Source organism: Actinocrispum wychmicini, assembly GCF_004345645.1.
GTDB classification, from domain to species: Bacteria; Actinomycetota; Actinomycetes; order Mycobacteriales; family Pseudonocardiaceae; genus Kibdelosporangium; species Kibdelosporangium wychmicini.
Genome location: NZ_SLWS01000002.1, coordinates 1,254,975 through 1,270,170, shown reverse-complemented (window position 1 = coordinate 1,270,170; position 15,196 = coordinate 1,254,975). Strand labels below are relative to the sequence as shown.

Sequence of the window (15,196 nt, the reverse complement as noted above, 5' to 3'; positions counted from 1 at the left end):
TTTGCTAAGCTGGTGATATGAGTACCACTGACCTGCCCGAACCTCAGGTTCGGGAACACGGCACCCTGGAACGGCCCGGCCTGCCGTTCCTGATCGGCGGCGCCATCGGCTTGCTGGCCGCGGCGGGTGTGCTGATCGGCGCCATCTTCATCACCAAGGACGGCAGCACGGCCGGCGGCGTGTCGCTCATCGTCCTCAGCGGCCTCGTCCTGCTGGGGCTCATCGTGTTGCTCGCGGGGCTGACCATCGTCGCGCCCGGCTATGCGCGCGTGCTGCAGTTCCTCGGCCGTTACGTCGGCACCGTGCGTACGTCCGGGCTGCGCTGGGTGAACCCGTTCACCACCAGAACCGTGGTGTCCACCCGGATCCGCAACCACGAGACATCCGTGCTCAAGGTGAACGACGCCGAAGGCAACCCGATCGAGATCGCCGCGGTGATCGTGTGGCAGGTGCAGGACACCGCGCGGGCGAGTTTCGAGGTGGACGACTTCGTGCAGTTCGTGAGCATCCAGACCGAGACCGCGATCCGGCACATCGCCAACGCGTACCCCTACGACTCGCACGGCGATGGGTCGCTTTCGTTGCGCGACAACGCTGACGAGATCACCGAGAAGCTCGCCACCGAGGTCGGCGTCCGGGTCGAACGGGCCGGCGTGCGGGTGATCGAGTCGCGCCTGACGCACCTGGCGTACTCACCGGAGATCGCGCAGGCGATGCTCCGGCGCCAGCAGGCCGGGGCGGTGGTCGCGGCGCGCCAGCTGGTCGTCGAAGGGGCCGTGGGCATGGTCGAGATGGCGCTGGACAAGCTGACCGAGAACGACATCGTCGAGCTGGACGAGGAGCGGAAGGCCGCGATGGTGAGCAACCTGCTCGTCGTGCTCTGCGGCGACCGGGACACCCAGCCCGTCATCAACGCGGGCTCACTCTACACGTGAGGTTTCTTTGTGGCCGAACGTAAGAGCGTCCTGTTGCGACTTGACCCCGCGGTCCACGACGCGTTGGCCCGGTGGGCGAACGACGAGCTGCGAAGCACCAACGCGCAGATCGAGTTCCTACTTCGCCGGGCACTGTCGGAGGCCGGCCGGATGCCCGAGCAAACGGCTCGAATTCGGCCACGCGGACGGCCACGCAAGGACGACGCTACTGACAGCAACACGTGATCCGGTCGGTTTGCGCCGACCGGGCGGGAGTCTGACGTTCCGTAACCTTGCCGAAATCGGTATACCAGCAGTTCGACACCTGTTGGAACCCTGCGTGACCAGGTATTTTCCACCGTTTGCGATTCGAATCCGTGCTCCGTTTTTGGGACAGTGGAGTCGGGAGGTGGTGCGCTGTGTCACTGTCATCAAGCGATCGTGCGCACGTCCGCGCACTGTTGCAACCAGGAGAAGAGATCAGCTACCTGTTTCCGGCGTCGATGGTCGGCGGGCCGTACAGCTCGTCGCATTTCCTCGTCGCGGTGACGGACACGTCGATCACTGTGCTGGACACCGGGCTGGGTGGCCGCACGAGGCCGAACGCGGTGTGGCGCCGGTACCCCCGGCACACCAAGCTCGGGCCGGTCGACCTGTCGGTCATCCCCGAATTCCAGTTGGGTGGCCGAGTGTACGAGGTCGATGAGGAGTACGTAGCGGAGATCAACGCGGCGGACGCCGAATGGTCGGCGGACGCCATGCCCCCGGACCCACTGCCGCACCTGTGAGTACATTAGGGCGACGTGGACGACGAATCCGTGCCCGGTGAACTGGTCGACGACCTCATGGTCGAAGCGGACTCGGACGCGCCTGGTCCTGTTCGCAGGCAATGGGTGCGGCGGTTGCGCGCGTTCTGGCACGCGGCCATCCGGTGGCCGATGTGGCCGGTGACGGTCATTGTCGTGGCCGCGGTGGTCGGCGTGCTGATCTACGCGGCGGTCGTGCTCATCGCCGGGTTCTTCTCGGGGATTGTGGAGTAACGGGCCAGTCGTGTTTCGGGTACCGGCCGCGCAGCTCGGCCCGGACAAGCGGGTATCCGTTGGTCCAGAACGACTCCAGGTCGTCGGTGACGGCGGCCGGCCGGCCGGCGGGCGACAGCAGGTGCAGCAGGACCTTGACCCGGCCGTCCGCGACGGTCGGCGCCTGCGTCCAGCCGAAGACGTCCTGCAGCCGCACGGCCAGGACCGGGCGCTCACCGGAGTAGTCGACGGCGACCTTCCGCCCGGATGGGACCTCGATCCGCTCCGGGGCCAACTCGTCCAGCCTGGCCGCCTCGGGCCAGGGGAGTAGCGCCCGCAGCGCCTCGGTGACGGTCACCTTGGCGAGGTCGGCCGTGGTCCGGACCCGGCTCAGGTCCACGAAGGACATCAGGGCCCCGTCGTCCGGCGCCGGCCAGGGTGCGCCGAGCGTCCGATGCAGCAGACGCATCCGGGCGCGCAGTGTCCGCGCGGCCGGGGTCCAGGTGAGGACGTCCGGTCCGGCGGCTCGCAGCGCCTGGCTGACCGCGTCCGGATCCGGGTTCGTCAGCGGGTGTTCGGCGAGCGTGATGGCGCCGAGCCTGGTCACGCGGCGGGCCCTGAGTTCGCCGTCCCAGGTCACCTCGTCCACTGTGGACGGCTTGGTGACGGCGGTGGCCAGCGCGAGGTCGGCGGCCGCGGCCAGTCTGATCTTCCCGTGCGCCGCCCCGGGTTGACGGTCCGCGACCGCCACCGCGAGCCATTCCTGGTCGCCCAGGCCGGTTCCCGGTGGCAGTTCCACCGCTGTCCCGCTCGCCATCAGGTAAACGGGTGAGCCAGGCGTTCTTCGGCGGGCGACTCGTTCGGGGTAGGCGAGGGCGACGACGAGCGCGGAGTCCGGTGCTTTCGGTTCGCCGTGCACGAGCTTGGCCAGGCGCTGCGCTTCGCGTTTCCACCGTGGGGACTCTTCGCGCAGCGCTTTGTCGAGATCGACGGCGTCGGTCAACGTGTCGTTGTCGAGCAACGCCACGACGTTCGCGGCGTTCCGCGGTCCGACCCGTTCGGCGCCGTCCAGCAGGGCGCGGGCGAGCCGGGGATGCAGGCCGAGTTCGGCCATCCGCCGGCCGCGATCGGTGGGCCGGCCGTCGGTCAATGCGCCCAACGCATGCAGCACGGACTGGCCGACCTGGAGCGCGCCCTCGGGCGGCGGGTCCCACCACGTCAGGTTGGCGGTGCCCCAGCACGCCAGTTCCAGGGCGAGCCGGGTCAGGTCGGCCACCCGGATCTCCGGCTCGGGATACCGCGGCAGGGTCGCGTGCTCGTGCTCCGGCCAGCACCGGAACACCCGGCCAGGTCCTTCACGTCCGGCGCGGCCAGCGCGTTGGTCCGCGACCGCGGCGGAGACCCGGACCGTGGCCAGTCCGGGCAGGCCACGGCGATGGTCGACTCGCGGCACACGGGCAAGTCCGGAGTCGACGACAGCTCGGACACCAGGGACGGTCAGGCTCGACTCGGCGATCGCCGTGGCCAGGATGACGCGCCGGTCCGCGCTCCTTCGCAGGGCGGCGTCCTGGTGCTCCGACGACAACCGGCCGTGGAGTGTGACGACATTCACTCCGTCCAACATGGACCGGACGCGACCGATCTCCGCCGCGCCGGGCAGGAACACCAGCACGTCACCGTCTGTTTCGGACAGTGCCGTGCGGGTCGCCCTGGCCACGCAGGCTTCGACTCGTTCGTTGCGGACCGGTGCGAGGTACGTGGTCTCGGTCGGGAACGTCCTGGCTTCGACCTTGAGGACCGGGGCGCCGAGCAGCTCCTGAAGCCGGTCCGTGGCGACGGTCGCGGACGTGGCCAGCAGGCGCAGGTCCGGCCGCAGCCCGGCTTTCGCGTCGGTCAGCAATGCCAGCAGCAGGTCCGCGTCCAGGTGTCGCTCATGGCACTCGTCCAGCACCACGGTGTCCACACCGGACAGCTCGGGATCGTGCTGCAGGCGGCGGACCAGCAGGCCGGACGTGACCACCTCGATCCGGGTGTCCGTCAACGTCCGGCGCTCGCCACGGATCGCGTAACCCACCGTGCGGCCGACGGGTTCACCCAGCAGGAACGCCATCCGCGCGGCCGCGGCACGGGCAGCCAACCGGCGCGGTTCAGCCACCACCACCCGGCCGCCCAACGCCAGCGGCACGAGCGTGGTCTTGCCCGTGCCCGGCGGGGCGACGAGAATCGCGGCGCCGTGATCTGCCAACATCCTGGTCAGCTCCGGGATGGCGGCGTGGATCGGCAGGTTCACCCGGTCGGGGGGCGTCGATTCGGTCACAGTGGGAACTCTTCGCGGGGTCGTTCGTGCTCAGGCTGTGCTCAGTTTGCCCGAGTACTCTGCGGAGCGTGGTTCGACCGTCTCCCCGCTTGCTCGACGGAGTGGGCACAGTGGCGCGGCTCGGCCTCGCGGCCGTGTGGTTCGTGTCAGGTGCGATCAAGGCGAGTGACCTGAACCAGACGTACATCGCGGTGCACGCGTACGACGTGCTGCCGAACGGTGTGGTCAGCGTCGTCGCGTCGGTCGTGCCGTTCCTTGAGCTCGCCCTGGGTCTGTTCCTGGTGCTGGGCATCGGGACGCGGCTCGTGGCACTGCTGTCCGCGGTGGTGCTCCTCGCGTTCATCGCCGCGATCGCGCAGGCATGGGCCAGGGGGCTGGCCATCGACTGTGGCTGCTTCGGCGGCGGTGGTCAGGTCGCGCCAGGTCAAACGGACTACCTGCAGGAGATAGCCAGGGACGTGGGGTTCCTGGTCCTCGCGGGATGGCTCGTGGTTCGGCCGCGCAGCCTGCTGTCCATGGACGGTTGGTTGTTCGGCGGCGGCCGGGCCGTAGCTGGAGAGGAATGAAAGTAAGTGGGTCAAGCGCAGCGCAACGCCGGCAAGCGACGGCAGGAACTCGCGGCGAAACGCGCGATGGTGGCGGCACGCCAGGCCAAGAGCGCCCGGAACAAGATGCTCGCCGGGATCGTGGTGGTCGTCGTGGTCGCCGCGGCCGTGATCGTGGGTGTCATCGTCACCAACAACCAGAAGAACAAGACGGCCGACGTGGCCATCGCGGCGAAGACGGTCAAGATGCCCGGGGATCTCCCGGTGCAGCGTGACGGCGGCACCGTGCTGGTCGGCAAGGACACCGCCAAGGTCACCCTGGACGTCTACGAGGACTTCCTCTGCCCGATCTGCGGCAACTTCGAGTCCGCGTACGGCACGCAGATGCAGCAGCAGGTCAACGACGGCAACCTGCGCGTGCGCTATCACATCGTGAACCTGCTCAACGACCGCTCCGACCCACCCGGCTACTCCACCGACGCGGCCAACGCGGCCCTGTGCGTGGCCGACCGCGGCAGCAACTTCGTGAACTTCCACGCCAGCCTGTACAGCGCGCAGCCAGAGGAAGGCGCGCGTGGGTACGACAAAGGCCAGTTGACGAAGCTCGGCCAGGACGTGGGCGTGACATCGCCGTCGTTCGCGTCGTGCGTGTCCAACGGGACGTACGACAAAGCTGTGTCGGACGAGTACCAGAAAGCACGCACAACGCCGTACCTGCAGCAGGAGTACCAGGGCCAGAAGAGCTTCGGCACCCCGACCCTGGCGGTCGGCCAGACCGTGGTCGACTGGCAGGACCCGAACTGGCTGACCAAGCTGATCTCACAGCCCCAGTAGCGGCGGCTCACCCTCGGTCCACCGCGCCAGGCGGCGCGCCTTGCCGACCTCGGTCCTCGGCACGCTGCCTGGCGTGAGCACTCTCACGTCGCACGTGATGCCCAACCGTTCCCGGAGGGCCGTGACCAGGTCGTTTGTCAGCTGCTCGGGATCGACTGCCGCGCTGAACGGCTCGGTGGCGACCCGCAGTTCGCTGCGCGCGGGGTTCCGGCGGTCCTCGACGACCAGGTAGTGCGGGCTGACCCGTTCGTCGGCGAGCAGCACGGCCTCGATCTCGGTGGGGAACACGTTGACCCCGCGGATCACCAGCATGTCGTCCGTGCGTCCCTTGAGCTTGGACATCCGTTTCAGGGTCCGTTTGGCGCCCGGAACCGGGTCGGCCAGCGCGGCCACATCGCCTGTCCGGTAGCGGATCAACGGCATGCCGGTCTTGGTGAGCGTGGTGAAGACGAGCTCACCGGGCGTGCCGTCCGGCACCGGGTTGCCCTCGGCGTCCACGGCTTCTACCAGGAAGTGGTCCTCGGCGACGTTCAACATTCCCTGCGAGTCCAGCGACTCACACGCGACTCCAGGACCGATGATCTCGGACAGCCCATAGATGTCCAAAGCCTTGAGCCCCAACAGGTTCTCGATCTGAGCCCGCATCTCCTCGGTCCACGGCTCGGCCCCGAACACCCCCACCTTGAGCGACGTGCCAGCCCCCTTGAGCGCCTCACCGAGGTGGATCGCGTACGACGGGGTGCACGTGAGAACGTCCGGCCTGAGGTCCTGGATGAGCCTGATCTGCCTGTCGGTCATCCCCCCGGAAACCGGAACAACGGTGGCCCCCAACCACATCCCCCCGTGATGAACCCCAAGCCCACCGGTGAACAACCCATAGCCGTATCCATTGTGGATAGTGGAGCCCCTCGTTGCCCCGGCCCCACCCAACGCCCGCGCCATGACCCGCGCCCAAATCTCGATGTCCTGGCGTGTGTACGGAATGAGAGTGGGCCGCCCCCCAGTCCCCGAAGACCCATGGACACAGACAACGTCCTCCTCGGCAACCGCCCGCAACCCAAACGGATAGCAATCCCAAATATCAGCCTTACTGATCATCGGCACCCCGACGAGATTCTCCAGCGACACATCACCCCCACCGGTGACCCCAGCCGCCAGCAACCGCTCAGCCTGCGGATTCCCGGTGGCCAACACCCGATCCACCAACCCCGCCAGCAGCCGCCCCTGCTCCACCCGCCGTACCTCGGGCAAAGCCCCCTCAGCCCCCGGCTCAACCAACCCAACAACCCCATCATCGCTGTTCACGGCACCTGGTCTAGCACGCAACGCCCCAGTAGGCGACCCCCGGTTTTAATCCACGTGACATCCTCAGGTACGGTAGTAAGGCGCTTGAGAGAGCGCGGCGGGGCTGTAGCGCAGTTGGTAGCGCACCACACTGGCAGTGTGGGGGTCAGGGGTTCGAATCCCCTCAGCTCCACATCCGTTGAATATCGTCAAATCGGCCCTTGACCTGGGTGAACAGGATCGGGGGTCGATCTTGTTTTTCGGTCCCAAGTGGACAGTGCGTCGCTGATCTGGAGCAAATCTGGAGCAGCATGATCAACACCGTCAAATAGGGTCATCGGTCTGCTCCAGGGATTTTCGGCTGTATGAGGGTGACGCGGGGTACTTCACGTCGGCCGCTGTCGGTGTTGTGGTCCCGATCGGGCTTACGGGACCGGCGGGACGGGGTGCTCGTCGCGTAGGCGACGTTGGTGCCCTTGTTCGATGGTTGCAGCCGACAGCCGATGGGTGCTGCCGATTGCCAACGCGCCATCGCGGATAGCCAGGGTTCACTGAGCGCGGAGAATAAGAGGTTTGCGCTGAGGGTTCCGGCAACGTGCGGCCCAACCGCATCCCGCTGGTGTGGCGGCGTGATGCGGGTTGGCCAATTCCTCGATGCTCGTGTGGTCAGGCAGCACGCCGCGATGCTCTTCCCCGGGGACAGGGCTGCTCAACGACGATGATCGTCAACGGGTCTTCTGACCATCGGTCGGGTCGAAGGTGACGTTAGTGCGCGTTAGTGTCCTTGGAGCGACTCGCACGGGATGCACACGAATTCGCGATCCGCTCACTATGACGGGCTGACCTGGGCCCATGGTGCGTTTTTGGCTGGGAAGCCGCTGGTCATTGAGGCCAGGATGCCGCTAGTGATGGACTGGCGGAAGCCGGTGAGTGGGTCATGATCACTTGGGTTCGCTGCTCCCGAGTCGGCGGGCATCTGGGTGTCGACGACACCACCGTGCTCACCAAACTCTGCGAACGCGGCGTCCCCACCCGCGATACCCACGGACGACCACGATTGTGAACCGATCAGTTCATATCTCGGATCGGTCCCCACGTGGCGGGCGGGACTAACCGGATGCCGCTTGCTTGGCGACGCCGGTGGTGTTGTATCGGAAGCGCGCCATTTCGACGGTCACGTCGTATTGATTGGCGATCTGCTCGATCGAGGCTTGGCGCCGCGCAGCGCTCAGAAGTAGAGGTCGGGGCAGGAGGAGTGTTCCCCCGAAGGCGGTGGCCTCTTCCTCTTCGTCCGGCTTGCAGGTCCGGAACGGCATCCCGTCGACTTCGCGGATCTCGGACAGATCGTGCTTGAGCATGACGTGTGCGAGTTCGTGTGCGATGTCGCTGTTCTGGCGGCCAGTGTTGCGCAACGGGCTGACCACGATGATCTTGCGCTGCTCGATCTCGAAGGTGGCTGCGGAAAAAGCGAACGCCTGGAGGCGCTCCAGATCTTCAAGCTCTGCAACGTCTACAAGCTCACCCGCGTCAACGATCGAGACGCTGAGGTGCTTGGCGAGGTCTCGCGGGTCAAGGCGATCGTGCGAGGCGAGACCCAGCTCCTTCCGGACCCTTGCCGCCTCTCGTTCGGCTTCAGCCTTGAACCCGCGGCGTAGCGTCACAGTTCCCCGCCGGCCACGCGAGCTGCCAACTTTTCGTGCATCTCACCGAGGAGCGAGTTGAGGCGATGGGGAACGCCGGGACGAAGCACAGATGCGGCGCGCAGGTGGCACGCCACTACCTGCTGCTGCGCCGGCGCCTTGGCAAGTACGTCGTACATGTTGCGGAGGACGTCCGCGATCTTCGAGGCGGCGTCCGGCGCCAACCGCGGGTCGGCGGCGAGGTGTGCGATCGCCTCGTCGATCGGGGCGACCTGGCGTTCGGTAACGGGCGCAAAGAACTGCCCCGGGGAGACGCCGAGCCATGCGCACAGGAGGGTGAACGAAGTGAGGTCGGGCTGAGCGCCAGCTTCGACGCGGGTGAAGGTACTGAAGCTGACACCCGCCTCGGCTGCGGCTTGGCGCAGGGACAACTTCCCGCGGCGCTCGCGGAGCATCTCGCCCAGCCGGGTGAGATCGAGCCCCTCCACGCTCGCAGAAGTGTCGGAGGCGCCTGTCACGTTGTCCATGTCGGGTATGCCGACGCTGCGCGGTTCCGTTCCATGAAGGTGAGCTTAGCGCGGAACTGCCGTCCTGGTGACACAACGTGGCGTGTCTTGATGAGCTTGGTGACGCTTTGCTGATACAGTCATAGCAAAGCCCCAGCAGGGGCTCTGACGCAGGGAGGGGCCATGAGTCCCGGCAACAATCCTGGTCACGGCGAGCACGCCGTGACGATCTTCGTCAACACCCGCGAGTTCCAGTGGGACAAGAGGGAGATCTCCTACGAGGAGGTCTACAACTTGGCGTTCCCGAACGAGCCGCTCAACGACGGAGACGTCGCGCGTGTCGAGTACTCGCGTGGGCACAACGGCGGTGGGGCTGGCTCGCTCCAGCCCGGCGGCACCGTCAAGGTCAAGGAAAACATGGTCTTCGATGTCTACGTCACCGTTCGATCGTGATCCGTCGACTCGTCGACTGCTCGACGAGGACTACTGCCTCTCGTTCGAGGGCAACCACCTGATCGTCGAGCGAGTCCCGTACGTCACCGCCGCCAAGGCGGTGGCGTATGGGCGGCTCGCATTGCCGGTCGTGTTCAGCGGCGACATCGTCCAGGACGGCTCGGGCGACCACAGGATCTGGTTCATCGGCGAGCAGCCCTGCGATCAGCACGGGCAGCCGATCCCAGGTCCGTCACCCGACAGTCACGCCATTACCCCGGAACTCAGCGCGAACTTCATGATCTCCAGCAAGCCGAAGAACGCCAGCGCCTACGCCAACACCTACGCCAACACCTACGACAAGATCACCTCGTACGTGCGGATCCTGAGCCATCCCGCAAAGGCACTCGACCCGACCGTGACGGCGACGCCGGGTGCTGGCTGGACTGAGGTTCCAGACGACCTGCCGCTCGTGTACCCCGACACCGGCACCGCTCGCGCGGGTCTCGCTGAGATGAACGCGAAGTTCCGAGGCCACCGCATCGGCATCATCGGCCTGGGCGGCACCGGCAGTTTCATCCTCGACCAGGTGTCCAAAACCTGGGTCGACACCATCGAGTTGTTTGACGGCGATGTGTTCGACAACCACAACGCCTACCGCGCTCCAGGCGCTGCCGACATCGAGCACCTCAAGCTGCGTCCGAACAAGGCCGAACACTTCGCCCGTGTCTACTCCCACATGCACACTGGTATCACCGCGCATCCGGCCTTCATCACCGCCGACAACCTTGAACTCCTCAGCAACTGCACCTTCGTTTTCATGGCCGCCGCCGATGCGAACGACAAGACCGCGATCCTCGCTTGGCTGCGCCAGCGGGGCATCCCCGCGATCGAAGTCGGCATGGGCATCCGAGACGAAGGCGGGCGCCTCTCCGGGCTCTTGGCCGTCGTGAACCACTTCCCCGGTATGTCAGACGGCGCGATTGCCACTGCGACTGGTAGGCCCGACGAGTACGACCGCAACATTCAGACCGCCGACCTCAACTGCCTCAACGCAATACTCGCGGTCATCAACTGGAAAAAGTACCTCACGTACTACGCCGAGCTCAAGCCGGTCGATGAAACCGTATACAAGATCTTCACCGGAACCATCCGCAACGGAAATGGGGATGAAGAGGAGGATGCAGCTTGAGGGAGACGCAGATCGTCCCCGAGTTCGTGATGTCGTTTCCCGCAGAACTGGAGCCAGGCCACCTCTACGTATCAGCCCGGTTCTCCACCGCCGCACACCTGTGTGCCTGCGGTTGTGGTCGCGAGGTCATCACGCCCCTCTCACCGGCTCAGTGGGTGCTCACGTTCGACGGCACGGTCACGATAAGGCCATCGATCGGGAACTGGGCGTTGCCGTGCCAGTCTCACTACGTCATCGATCACGGCAAGATCAAGTGGGCGCGCAACTTCACCCGTGACGAGATCCAGCTCAACCGCGAGTCAGATCACCGCATGCTCGATGTCACCCCTGCATCCCAGGGCCCTTGGTGGTATCGCCTATTGCGGCGTCTGACCAGTCGCTGACCCCAGCCGTGGCTGGGGCTACGAACAAATTGACCAAAGTGGGCTACGCCTGGCGTAGCCGTAGCCGTAGCGGATAGCGGTCGCCAGTTCGGCCGATTGTCATGTCCGCCTCCCGTCCTACGTTCACCCCAGGAACCTCTGGCGTGCACCGAATCTGTCGGACGCCGTGGGCGCCGAACTGCGCGAGTATCAACTGGATCGACTGGGCGAGCAACTGGTCTTATCCGTGAAGCACATTACGACAAGAAATCAACTTGTGAAAGTACCACTACAGGCGCATCACACAGTTCTGTCCACACACGACAGAAGTACCCAGGAGACAGTCATGGCCTGGATCGAGCAGACTGTCAAACACTCGTGGCGCGTTCGCTACCTACGCGACGAAGGTACCTACGGATCGCAATCCGGCTTCCACACTAGGAAAGCCGCCGAAGACTACGCCCACGACATGGACACCGACCGGCGCCGCGGTACCTGGATCGATCCCGCCGGAGCCAAGAGACCACTCGCGACTGGGCCACACTAGGGAGAACAACCGGGAGTACCTCCGTAATCAGATCCTCCGCCTGAGGTACCGCCGCCCTCGGCGACATCACCAGGCGCGGTCTGGCGTCGAGGTCGACGTCGTAGATGAGCGACGAGCGGAACCGGTTCGTTTTTCGCTGGAGTTGGGTGACCCGACCGACATGCTCGGCTGGTACGTGCTGAGGAGCCACAGTGGAGGGTTGGGGTCATCGGGGCCGCTCGTGAAACTGCTGGTTTGCCTCCTCCATGCTGAGGTGGTACTCAAACGCTGAGCCGTCGGGCCAAGTGAGAATTCGTTTGCGGGGATTGTGTTGCAGGGCGTGCGGTTGCGTGGCGTGCCAGAGGATGACGGGTGGTGTGTTGTCCTTGGGGTCGTACAAGAGGGGGGTGTCGATGATGGCGAGGTGTGATTCCGAGTAGACCAGCCATGGGTTCTTGGCCGGCCTTGCCGCGTCGAGGAGGTCGAGCGCCTGGGCGTTCGCCGGCCCGGTCACGTGGCCTTCCCTGGCGAACAGGTTCGCCGCGCCGCCACCCAGGACACTCAGGACGACGTTGATCGGGACACCGACCGCGCCGCGCAGGACGTTCCAGAAGAACCGGCGGACCAGTCGTTCGCCTGTGATGGTGCCGTCCTTGCGCCTGCCGGGTATGTCGAACGCGGGCGCGACCTCGCCCAGATGGGCCACGACCATCGGCTGACGCCAGTGGCCCTCGGCGAATGCGCGGACACGTTGCCGGAGTTCAGGTTTCGGCATCACGAGCGATCAGGCCCCCTTAGATGTCGAGGTTCTTGCGGGTGTCTGCCGCGCTCTGCCCGCCGCCGATGTCGCTCTTGTCGATCGGGCCGCCGTCGTGGACGTCTTCGTAGGCTTCCTTGCCCACGCCTTTCGCGGCGCCGATGCCGGCCTTGATGCCCGCGCCGGTCGCCAGGGGACCGACTCCGGCCGCGGTGCCGAACGCGGTCGTGGCCACCCTGCGGCTGGGGACGAAGGTCGTCCGCTCAGCCACCTTGCCGATGACGGGGATGCTTCGATCGCCCGCCTTGACAACCTTGCCCAGCCGGAACTTCGCCGTGATCCGCTCGATCGTCCCGGACATCTTTCCCAGAAACTCCATGAACTTCTCCAGCAGCCTGCCGAACACGCCGAGGTGCCTGGTGACCTTGGCGAACACACTGGCCGCCTTGGCGATCGACGCGGTCATGGCCGCCGCGACCGACCCGCCCAAGGTGATCACCGACGAGGCCAGCGCCGGCAGCCAGATGGTGATCAACCAGGACACCAGTTCGGTGACGATGGCCTTGATCACCTCCTCGATGACGACCATCACCATCGACCACATCCGGAGTGTCTCGGCGACCGAGCCCGCGCTGGAGGCCACCCCGCGGACCCCGGCCGAGAAGTCTCCCAGTGCCTCGCGGGCCGCCTCTCCTGCTTGGTCCTGCCAGTCTTTCAGGGCGGTGTCACCGGTCTTCTCGAAGTCGTCGGCGAGTGCGACGAAGCCTTGCGCGATCGACACGAAGTTCTCCGAGGCGTGCCCGATGGCCGGACCGTCTCCGGTGACCTGGTGCAGCGCGTCCTGCAGCGGGTGGACCAGTTCGAGCAGCATGTTCAACCCATGGCTGACCAGCCACCCGATCGGGTCCAGGGCGAACATCGTCACGTCCGCCGCCGCGCTGCCCACGAACTTCGCCCCGTCCGCGGCCAACTGGCCGGCCGCCGTGGCCAGGTCGCCGACGTTGTCGGCGTTGAACGCTTCCTGTGCGTGGGCGGCGATCGACTTGCCGGTGTTCCACACCTTGCCCACGACCGGCGTGGCCTGCGCCGCACGGTCGGCGTTCGCGGCGAAGCCCTCGTCGTACCGGGTGACGTTCAGTCTGTCGGCGATGCTCTTCTTCGGTTCGGTCATCCCTGTCCCCTTCAGCGCGGACCGTCGATCGTGGCTTCGTGCTGGCCGAACGTGATCACCTTGTCGTCTTCGGCGCCCTGGTAGATGGCGGCGCTCTCGGAGATCTTCGATGTCAGTGTGTCCACACCCTGCTTCATCTCGTCCAAGAGCGATCGCAACTCAGTCAGCCGGTCGGTGTAGGACTTCTTGGCCCACACGCCTATCAGGCCCCACGCCTCGTTGGTCACATCGGCCTGGTCGATGGCACCGCCGAACTTGTCCGCCTCGGTCTCGTAGTAGCCGAGTTGTCGCGCGTAGGCCGTCAGCGCCGCCACGTCGACCTTGATCCCGTCGTTGGGGCTGCTCATCGGTGTCGCCCTCCTATCGCCACGGGTGGCGGTAGATCGTGTCCTGGCTGAAGTCGTCGTCATCCGACCGGGCCGAGCGGTCCGGTTTGCTGTGTGACGGCAGCTCGTCGACGGCGGTTCCCAGCGCCTCGACCTGGGCTTGGCGAACCTGATCCGCGGTGTTCAGGCCGAACCCGGCGCCCACCGCTTCGTCCACGATGTCGGCCTGACGGCGGACAGCCTCGGCGACCGCCTCCCGCAGCGTGGCCATGATCGTGGCGGCCAGCGCCGGGGCCGGCTGGCGGACGGCGTCCGGCGTGAGCTGGATGTCCGTCACCGCGCCACCGGCACCCGCGACAACCCGCACCGTGCGATCCGACGAGGTCGCCACGACCTCCAGTCGTGCCACCTGGTCCTGCATCTCACCGACGCCGCTGAACCTCAGCTCCGCATCTTGGATCTTGGACTGAAACTTCGCGAACTCAGCGGCAAGCCGCTCCACGTCAGCAGACATACCCACCCCTCGATTCCATGACGTTCTGCCCGAAAGCATGCCGGACACTCCACTTTCGCATGCGACGGAACATGCTCACCACGCTGGCTCCTCGCCGACGAATGCAGTCACTGCACCAGCTCCCTGTACGCGGCCCGAAGTCGGTCCCGCAACACAACTTTGGTAGCCGGGACGATCGACAGATAGCCGCCGCTGATGACCACGAGCACGCGCCCAGCGGGATAGTCCTGGAACTGGACCGCCGGGCTGCGCCGATAACGGCCATAGGCGTCGCGGACCCCCACGTACAGCTCGCCCTGACAAACCACCTGCTGCCGCCTCAGCATCGCCATAGTGCGCGAGTCACGCGCTGCGGATGATGCGTCGGCGAAGGAGTCGCGGGCCTCCTCGGCGAGACCGTTGACAGGTACATTGACCGCCTCGATCGGCGCTGGTGGGGCGTCGGGAATCTGCCGCAGCAACGTTTCCGGCCCAGACGCGGCCCGGACGCTGGTCAACGTGACAGTCTCCCCGGCCCGGTAGGCGATCACCGTCTCATCACCGCGTGCAGCCACCACCACACCGTCCTGGTAGTCCTCGCCCAGCACGACCGCCAAGTACTCGACGCTGGGGCGGGCCAGCACATGCAACGTGTCCACCGTGTCACCATCCAGCCGGCCCGACCGGCGGGCCAGGCCGACCTTGGTGAACTCCTGCCACGCCGCCTCCGCGGCGTGCTGGTCAGCTGTGGGGTCGTTCCAGGTCGGGTCTGGTTGCAACACAATGGGTAACTCACCCACCCGGTGGATGCGCAGCATGTCTGCCAGGGCGCCCACAGTGATCGTCACCGGCCGTGACAACACCCGCCCTCCCCTTTG

Annotated in this window: 18 protein-coding genes and 1 tRNA gene; 10 read left to right on the top strand and 9 right to left on the bottom strand. The window is 66.1% G+C overall.

Going from position 1 to position 15,196, the window contains the following annotated elements:
* Positions 1-17 precede the first annotated feature (17 nt).
* The 4 genes from EV192_RS14065 to EV192_RS14050 all read left to right on the top strand — a co-directional run bounded on the left by EV192_RS14065 (position 18) and on the right by EV192_RS14050 (position 1,954).
* On the top strand, positions 18-935 hold the full coding sequence (locus EV192_RS14065; protein WP_132115086.1) for an SPFH domain-containing protein: 918 nt from the start codon (positions 18-20) through the stop codon (positions 933-935).
* Positions 936-944: 9 nt separating this feature from the next.
* Positions 945-1,160 carry a type II toxin-antitoxin system antitoxin gene (locus EV192_RS14060; RefSeq protein WP_132115084.1) on the top strand — a complete coding sequence of 72 codons (216 nt, stop codon included), beginning with the start codon at positions 945-947 and terminating at the stop codon, positions 1,158-1,160.
* Between the two features lie 173 nt (positions 1,161-1,333).
* Entirely contained in the window at positions 1,334-1,702 is a 369-nt protein-coding gene (locus EV192_RS14055; protein WP_132115082.1) for a hypothetical protein, read from the top strand.
* Between the two features lie 15 nt (positions 1,703-1,717).
* Complete coding sequence (locus EV192_RS14050; protein ID WP_132115080.1) at positions 1,718-1,954, top strand: hypothetical protein; 237 nt, start codon at positions 1,718-1,720, stop codon at positions 1,952-1,954.
* Here the strand turns inward: EV192_RS14050 and hrpB are convergent.
* On the bottom strand, positions 1,920-4,181 hold the full coding sequence (gene hrpB / locus EV192_RS14045) for an ATP-dependent helicase HrpB (protein ID WP_243726840.1): 2,262 nt from the start codon (positions 4,179-4,181) through the stop codon (positions 1,920-1,922). The genes EV192_RS14050 and hrpB overlap by 35 nt on opposite strands.
* A gap of 137 nt (positions 4,182-4,318) precedes the next feature.
* On the opposite strand from hrpB, the gene EV192_RS14040 reads away from it, so the two are divergent.
* Together EV192_RS14040 and EV192_RS14035 are read left to right on the top strand one after the other, a co-directional pair.
* Entirely contained in the window at positions 4,319-4,816 is a 498-nt protein-coding gene (locus tag EV192_RS14040) for a MauE/DoxX family redox-associated membrane protein (RefSeq protein WP_132115076.1), read from the top strand.
* A 6-nt stretch (positions 4,817-4,822) separates the two neighbouring features.
* A complete protein-coding gene (locus EV192_RS14035) occupies positions 4,823-5,629 on the top strand; it encodes a DsbA family protein (RefSeq protein WP_243726812.1) in 807 nt (268 codons plus the stop codon).
* On the opposite strand, the gene EV192_RS14030 is transcribed toward EV192_RS14035, so the two are convergent.
* Entirely contained in the window at positions 5,615-6,727 is a 1,113-nt protein-coding gene (locus EV192_RS14030; protein ID WP_243726839.1) for a phenylacetate--CoA ligase family protein, read from the bottom strand. The two genes, EV192_RS14035 and EV192_RS14030, sit on opposite strands and share 15 nt — an antisense overlap.
* A 306-nt stretch (positions 6,728-7,033) precedes the next feature.
* Here EV192_RS14030 and EV192_RS14025 point away from each other — a divergent pair.
* A tRNA-Ala gene (locus EV192_RS14025) sits at positions 7,034-7,106 on the top strand.
* 916 nt (positions 7,107-8,022) lie between these two features.
* Here the strand turns inward: EV192_RS14025 and EV192_RS14020 are convergent.
* Both EV192_RS14020 and EV192_RS14015 read right to left on the bottom strand, forming a co-directional pair.
* The gene (locus tag EV192_RS14020) at positions 8,023-8,574 is read right to left on the bottom strand and encodes an ImmA/IrrE family metallo-endopeptidase (RefSeq protein ID WP_132115074.1); all 552 of its coding nucleotides are present in this window, start codon (positions 8,572-8,574) and stop codon (positions 8,023-8,025) included.
* Complete coding sequence (locus tag EV192_RS14015) at positions 8,571-9,080, bottom strand: helix-turn-helix domain-containing protein (protein ID WP_207926020.1); 510 nt, start codon at positions 9,078-9,080, stop codon at positions 8,571-8,573. Before EV192_RS14015 ends, EV192_RS14020 begins: the two co-directional genes overlap by 4 nt.
* A 162-nt stretch (positions 9,081-9,242) precedes the next feature.
* Between EV192_RS14015 and EV192_RS14010 the strand changes: the two genes are divergently transcribed.
* From EV192_RS14010 to EV192_RS14000, 3 genes are read left to right on the top strand one after another with little or no spacing between them, the layout of a single operon-like run.
* A complete protein-coding gene (locus tag EV192_RS14010) occupies positions 9,243-9,512 on the top strand; it encodes a multiubiquitin domain-containing protein (protein WP_132115072.1) in 270 nt (89 codons plus the stop codon).
* Positions 9,487-10,683, top strand: a complete 1,197-nt coding sequence (locus tag EV192_RS14005) for a ThiF family adenylyltransferase (protein WP_132115070.1) — start codon at positions 9,487-9,489, stop codon at positions 10,681-10,683. The genes EV192_RS14010 and EV192_RS14005 overlap by 26 nt, the downstream gene beginning before the upstream one ends.
* Positions 10,680-11,066: a ubiquitination-like system serine protease family protein gene (locus EV192_RS14000; RefSeq protein WP_132115068.1), complete on the top strand. Its 387-nt coding sequence runs from the start codon at positions 10,680-10,682 to the stop codon at positions 11,064-11,066. The genes EV192_RS14005 and EV192_RS14000 overlap by 4 nt, the downstream gene beginning before the upstream one ends.
* Before the next feature lie 731 nt (positions 11,067-11,797).
* Here the strand turns inward: EV192_RS14000 and EV192_RS13995 are convergent.
* The 5 genes from EV192_RS13995 to EV192_RS13975 all read right to left on the bottom strand — a co-directional run bounded on the left by EV192_RS13995 (position 11,798) and on the right by EV192_RS13975 (position 15,181).
* Complete coding sequence (locus EV192_RS13995) at positions 11,798-12,346, bottom strand: hypothetical protein (RefSeq protein ID WP_132115066.1); 549 nt, start codon at positions 12,344-12,346, stop codon at positions 11,798-11,800.
* 19 nt (positions 12,347-12,365) lie between these two features.
* Positions 12,366-13,499 (bottom strand): hypothetical protein, encoded by a 1,134-nt coding sequence (locus tag EV192_RS13990; RefSeq protein ID WP_132115064.1) that lies wholly within the window; start codon positions 13,497-13,499, stop codon positions 12,366-12,368.
* Positions 13,500-13,510: 11 nt separating this feature from the next.
* Positions 13,511-13,846 carry a WXG100 family type VII secretion target gene (locus EV192_RS13985; protein ID WP_132115062.1) on the bottom strand — a complete coding sequence of 112 codons (336 nt, stop codon included), beginning with the start codon at positions 13,844-13,846 and terminating at the stop codon, positions 13,511-13,513.
* A gap of 13 nt (positions 13,847-13,859) precedes the next feature.
* A complete protein-coding gene (locus EV192_RS13980; RefSeq protein WP_132115060.1) occupies positions 13,860-14,339 on the bottom strand; it encodes a YbaB/EbfC family nucleoid-associated protein in 480 nt (159 codons plus the stop codon).
* 107 nt (positions 14,340-14,446) lie between these two features.
* Positions 14,447-15,181 carry an ESX secretion-associated protein EspG gene (locus EV192_RS13975; protein ID WP_165960377.1) on the bottom strand — a complete coding sequence of 245 codons (735 nt, stop codon included), beginning with the start codon at positions 15,179-15,181 and terminating at the stop codon, positions 14,447-14,449.
* Positions 15,182-15,196 lie beyond the last annotated feature (15 nt).